The sequence below is a fragment of the Streptomyces durbertensis genome (assembly GCF_014156695.1).
Classification (GTDB): domain Bacteria; phylum Actinomycetota; class Actinomycetes; order Streptomycetales; family Streptomycetaceae; genus Streptomyces; species Streptomyces durbertensis.
The window spans coordinates 1-4,939 of the sequence record NZ_WMLF01000410.1; the positions used below are offsets into that span (position 1 = coordinate 1).

Annotated in this window: 3 protein-coding genes; 1 reads left to right on the forward strand and 2 read right to left on the reverse strand. The window is 68.5% G+C overall.

What is annotated here, in order from left to right; translation table 11 throughout:
* Positions 1–793, reverse strand: a 793-nt coding sequence (locus tag GL263_RS21525; RefSeq protein WP_182857391.1) for an NYN domain-containing protein, incomplete at its 3' end; no start/stop codon positions are given.
* Between the two features lie 304 nt (positions 794–1,097).
* On the opposite strand from GL263_RS21525, the gene GL263_RS21530 reads away from it, so the two are divergent.
* A complete protein-coding gene (locus GL263_RS21530; RefSeq protein ID WP_182857392.1) occupies positions 1,098–1,259 on the forward strand; it encodes a hypothetical protein in 162 nt (53 codons plus the stop codon).
* 107 nt (positions 1,260–1,366) lie between these two features.
* Here the strand turns inward: GL263_RS21530 and dnaE are convergent, their stop codons facing one another.
* Positions 1,367–4,909, reverse strand: coding sequence for a DNA polymerase III subunit alpha (gene dnaE, locus GL263_RS21535; RefSeq protein WP_182857393.1), 3,543 nt, complete (start codon positions 4,907–4,909; stop codon positions 1,367–1,369).
* Between the last annotated feature and the right edge of the window lie 30 nt (positions 4,910–4,939).

Sequence of the window (4,939 nt, forward strand, 5' to 3'; positions counted from 1 at the left end):
ACCCCTTGTCCGACGACCAGCGCAGCGTGGCGTTCGCCGGCTGCAGCTGGCTGGCGGCGGCCGTCCTGCCGAGCGCGGCGAGATCACGCGGGGTGGGCACCCCCTTGGACGGCTGCGCCTCCTCCCTGGACTCGCTCGGGGCGGGACGGCCGCCGTTCTTGGAGGCGGGCTCCGGCAGCGGCGCGGAGAGGATCGCGGCGATCTCCGGCCGGGTCGGGGGCTGCGGCGCGCACGGTCCGGCGACCTCCCTGGCCCGCACCGCGCGGGTGATCCACTCCCGGTCGAGCACCCGCCGCTCGTCGGCCTCGGCCACCAGGTCCTCGGACTGGTTGTAGTCGCCGTCGGCGGCCTGGACCGCCCACAGGTGCACGGCGACGCCGTGTTCCTTGGCCGACATCAGCCCGGGCAGCAGGTCGCCGTCGCCGGTGACCAGCACGATGTCGGAGCAGGCGCGGTTGCGGGCGAGCTCGGTGAGCTCGGCGTGCATCGCGGCGTCCACGCCCTTCTGCGCCCAGCGGCCCTCGCTGCGGGTGAGGGCGCCCAGCCGGACCGTCACCCGGGGCATCACCCGCAGTCTGCGGTGCTCGGGCTGCGGCACCCGGTCGGGAGCGCCGTCGAACCAGTAGATGCGCAGCAGGTCCCGGCCGGTGTCGGCCTCCGCGCGCTCACGCAGCCCTCTGATGAGCGCCGAGTGGTCCACGGTGATCCGCGACCGCATCGGCTCACCGGCGAGGAGACTCGCCGCCGCTCCCAACAGATAGCCGGCGTCCACGAGAACAACGCAACGGTCCACGGCGCACCCCTTTCCTCGGTTTCCTGCATCACACGGACCACCGCGGGCGGTCAGGGCCTGCTTGCCTTGAGTCTGCTCAGAGTCTGCCCGACCGTACCGGCGTTATCAGCCGGACTCGATCATCGGCGTGGCGGGAAACCGGCGGTGCCAGGTGGGAACGGGCGGGGCCGGGCGGAACCGGGTGGGAAACGGCAATGCCGGGGTGTGCGGGCGGGCCCACTTTTGGATATGCCTGATATGCGAAGAACATCCGGTCATGCAAGGCTGATTCCGGCCACCCCAACCGATGACCATGGAGGTCAGCATGGCCAAGAACAAGAACCGCACGCGACCGAAGGCGTCCGATACCAGCAAGGCGGCGCCGGAGCAGAGCACAAGCGCCGCCGAGCAGATGGAGTCGACGGCCTCGACCGTCGGTGCGAAGACGGAACGCAAGCGCCAGTCGAAGAGGTTCGGCCACAACTGACATCTGGGCGCGGCACACCGCCGGCGGCGCCGGGCGCGGGTGCGCTCGGCGCCGCCGGGTGCGAGCGGGCCGTGGCCTGGCGGGCCGGGGCCGGGAGGGCCCCGGGGTCAGCCCGCCAGGCAGGAGGGGCCCAGCAGGGCCTTGAGGTCGCCGAAGAGGGCGGGGTCGGCGGTCACCCGGTGCCGGTCGAGGCGCAGCACGGTGGTCTTCCGGGCGCCCTGGAGCTTGACCCGCACCTCCGTGGAGCCGCGGTGGTGGCTCAGCACCTCGCCGAGCCGCTCCACCAGCGGCGGCGTGATCTTCACCGACGGGATCGTGATCGTCACCGGGGCGTTGGCGCCCGCGTCGCTGAGGTCGGGGATCATCAGCTCCATGGCGACCAGCCGGGGCACGTCCTCCCGCTTGTCCAGCCGGCCCTTCACGAAGACCACCGCGTCCTCCACCAGTTGCGTGGAGACCAGCTGGTAGGTGGCGGGGAAGAACATGCAGTCGATCGAACCGGCCAGGTCCTCCACCGTCGCGATGGCCCACGCGTTGCCCTGCTTGGTCATCTTGCGCTGGAGGCCGGAGATGATGCCGCCGATGGTGACGATCGAGCCGTCGGAGTAGTCGCCGCCCGTCAGCTGGGAGATACCCGCGTCGGACTTCTCGTTCAGCACGTGCTCGATGCCGAACAGCGGGTGGTCGGAGACGTACAGGCCGAGCATCTCCCGCTCCTGCGCCAGCAGGTAGGACTTCTCCCACTCCTCGTCGGAGAACTGGACGTCCAGCCCGAAGCCCGGCCCGTCGGAGCCGTCGTCGCCGCCGAGGTCGCCGAACAGGTCGAACTGGCCCTCGGCCTCCTTGCGCTTCACCTGGACGACGTTGTCGATCATCGGCTCGAACTGGGCCGTGAGCCCCTTGCGGGTGTGCCCCATCTCGTCGAACGCGCCGGCCTTGATCAGCGACTCGATCGTGCGCTTGTTGCAGACGACCGCCTCGACCTTGTCGAGGAAGTCCGGGAAGGAGCTGTACTTCCCCTTCTCCTTGCGGCACTTGACGATCGAGTCCACGACGTTCTGCCCGACGTTCCGCACGGCGGCCAGGCCGAACACGATGACCTCGTCACCCTGCGGGGTGAAGTTCGCCTCGGACTCGTTGACGTTCGGCGGCAGCACCTTGATGCCCATCCGGCGGCACTCGTTGAGGTAGACCGCCGACTTGTCCTTGTCGTCCCGCACCGAGGTGAGCAGCGCCGACATGTACTCGGCCGGGTAGTTCGCCTTGAGGTAGGCCGTCCAGTACGTCACCAGCCCGTAGGCGGAGGAGTGCGCCTTGTTGAACGCGTAGCCGGCGAACGGGACCAGGACGTCCCACACCGCCTTGATGGCCTCGTCCGAGAAGCCCTTGTCCCGCGCGCCCTTCTGGAAGTTGACGAACTCCTTCTCCAGCACCTCGGGCTTCTTCTTGCCCATCGCGCGGCGCAGCAGGTCGGCCTGGCCGAGCGAGTAGCCCGCGAGCACCTGGGCGGCCTTCTGCACCTGCTCCTGGTACACGATGAGGCCGTAGGTGATGTCGAGGACCTCCCTGAGCGGCTCCTCCAGCTCCGGGTGGATCGGCGTGATGTCCTGCTGGCCGTTCTTCCGCAGCGCGTAGTTGATGTGCGAGTTCATGCCCATCGGGCCCGGCCGGTACAGGGCCGAGACCGCGGAGATGTCCTCGAAGTTGTCCGGCTTCATCATGCGCAGCAGCGAGCGCATCGGACCGCCGTCGAACTGGAAGACGCCCAGCGTGTCACCGCGCTGCAGCAGCTCGTACGTCTTCGGGTCGTCCAGCGACAGGTCGAGCAGCTTGATCGAGACGCCCTTGTTCTTCTCGATCGCCTTGACCGCGTCGTCCATGATGGTCAGGTTGCGCAGGCCGAGGAAGTCCATCTTCAGCAGGCCGAGCGACTCACAGCTCGGGTAGTCCCACTGGGTGACGACCACACCGTCGTTCTTCGGGGAGAACACCGGGACGTGGTCGATCAGCGGCTCGCTGGACATGATCACGCCGGCCGCGTGCACACCCATCTGCCGCACCAGGCCCTCGATGCCGCGCGCCGCGTCGATCACCTTGGTGACGTCCGGCTCGTTCTCGTACATCGCGCGGATCTCGGCCGCCTCGCTGTACCGCGGGTGGTTCTTGTCCGTGATGCCCGACAGCGGGATGCCCTTGCCGAGGACGTCGGCCGGCATCGCCTTGGTGATCCGGTCGCCCACCGCGTACGGGTAGCCCAGCACCCGGGCCGAGTCCTTGATCGCGTTCTTCGCCTTGATCGTGCCGTACGTGCCGATCATGGCGACCTTGTCCGCGCCGTACTTCTCGGTGACGTACCTGATCACCTCACCGCGCCTGCGCTCGTCGAAGTCGATGTCGACATCCGGCATGGACACACGCTCGGGGTTCAGGAACCGCTCGAAGATCAGCCCGTGCTCGATCGGGTCCAGGTCCGTGATGCCCATCGCGTACGCCACGATCGAACCGGCCGCCGAACCACGCCCCGGGCCCACCGCGATCCCGTTGTTCTTCGCCCACATGATGAAGTCCGCGACCACGAGGAAGTAGCCGGGGAACCCCATCTCGATGATGACGCCCATCTCGTAGGCCGCCTGCCGCTGGCGGTCCTCCGGGACACCGTTCGGATAGCGGCGCTCCATGCCGCGCCGCACCTCCTCCTGGAACCAGCTCACCTCGTCGTACCCCTCGGGCACCTCGAAGCGCGGCATCAGGTTCCGGGGCTTGAACATGCCCTCGGTGTCCACCCGCTCCGCGATCAGCAGCTGCGTGTTGCGGCAGCCCTCCTGCCAGGCGTCGGAGTTGTCGATCGCGTACATCTCCCGCGCCGACTTCAGGTAGTAGCCGGACCCGTCGAACTTGAACCGGTCCGGGTCCGAGAGGTTGCTGCCGGTCTGGATGCACAGCAGCGTGTCGTGCGCCGACGCCTCGTGCTCGTACGTGTAGTGCGAGTCGTTGGTCACGACGAACGGCGCGCCGATCTTCCGGGCGATCTCCTCCAGCCCGGCCCGGGCGCGGCGGTCGATGTCGATGTTGTGGTCCATCAACTCGACGAAGAAGTTCTCCTTGCCGAAGATGTCCTGGTATTCGCCGGCCGCCTTCACCGCCTCGTCCATCTGGCCGAGGCGGATCTTCGTCGACACCTCACCCGACGGGCAGCCCGTCGTCGCCATCAGCCCGTCCGCGTACTCCGCCAGCAGCTCCCGGTCCATCCGCGGCTTGCGGAAGAAGCCCTCCAGGCTCGCCCGCGACTGCGCGCGGAAGAGGTTGTGCAGCCCCTCCCGGTTCCGCGCCCACATCGTCATGTGCGTGTACGCGCCGCCACCCGACACGTCGTCCCGCTTCTGGTGCGGCGCGCCCCACTTCACCGGCTGCGTGAAGCGCCGCGACTCCGGCGCCAGATACGCCTCGATACCGACGATCGGGACGACACCCGCGCCCTGCGCCTGGTGGAAGAAGTCGTACGCCCCGTGCAGGTTGCCGTGGTCGGTCATGGCGATGTGGGACATCTCCATCTCCTGGCACGCCTTGAACATGTCCTTCAGACGCGCCGCACCGTCGAGCAGGGAGTACTGGGTGTGCACGTGCAGGTGCGTGAACGGCTGGTCGGTCACGGTGGGTGGCACCTCCGGCGCGGGGTTTCC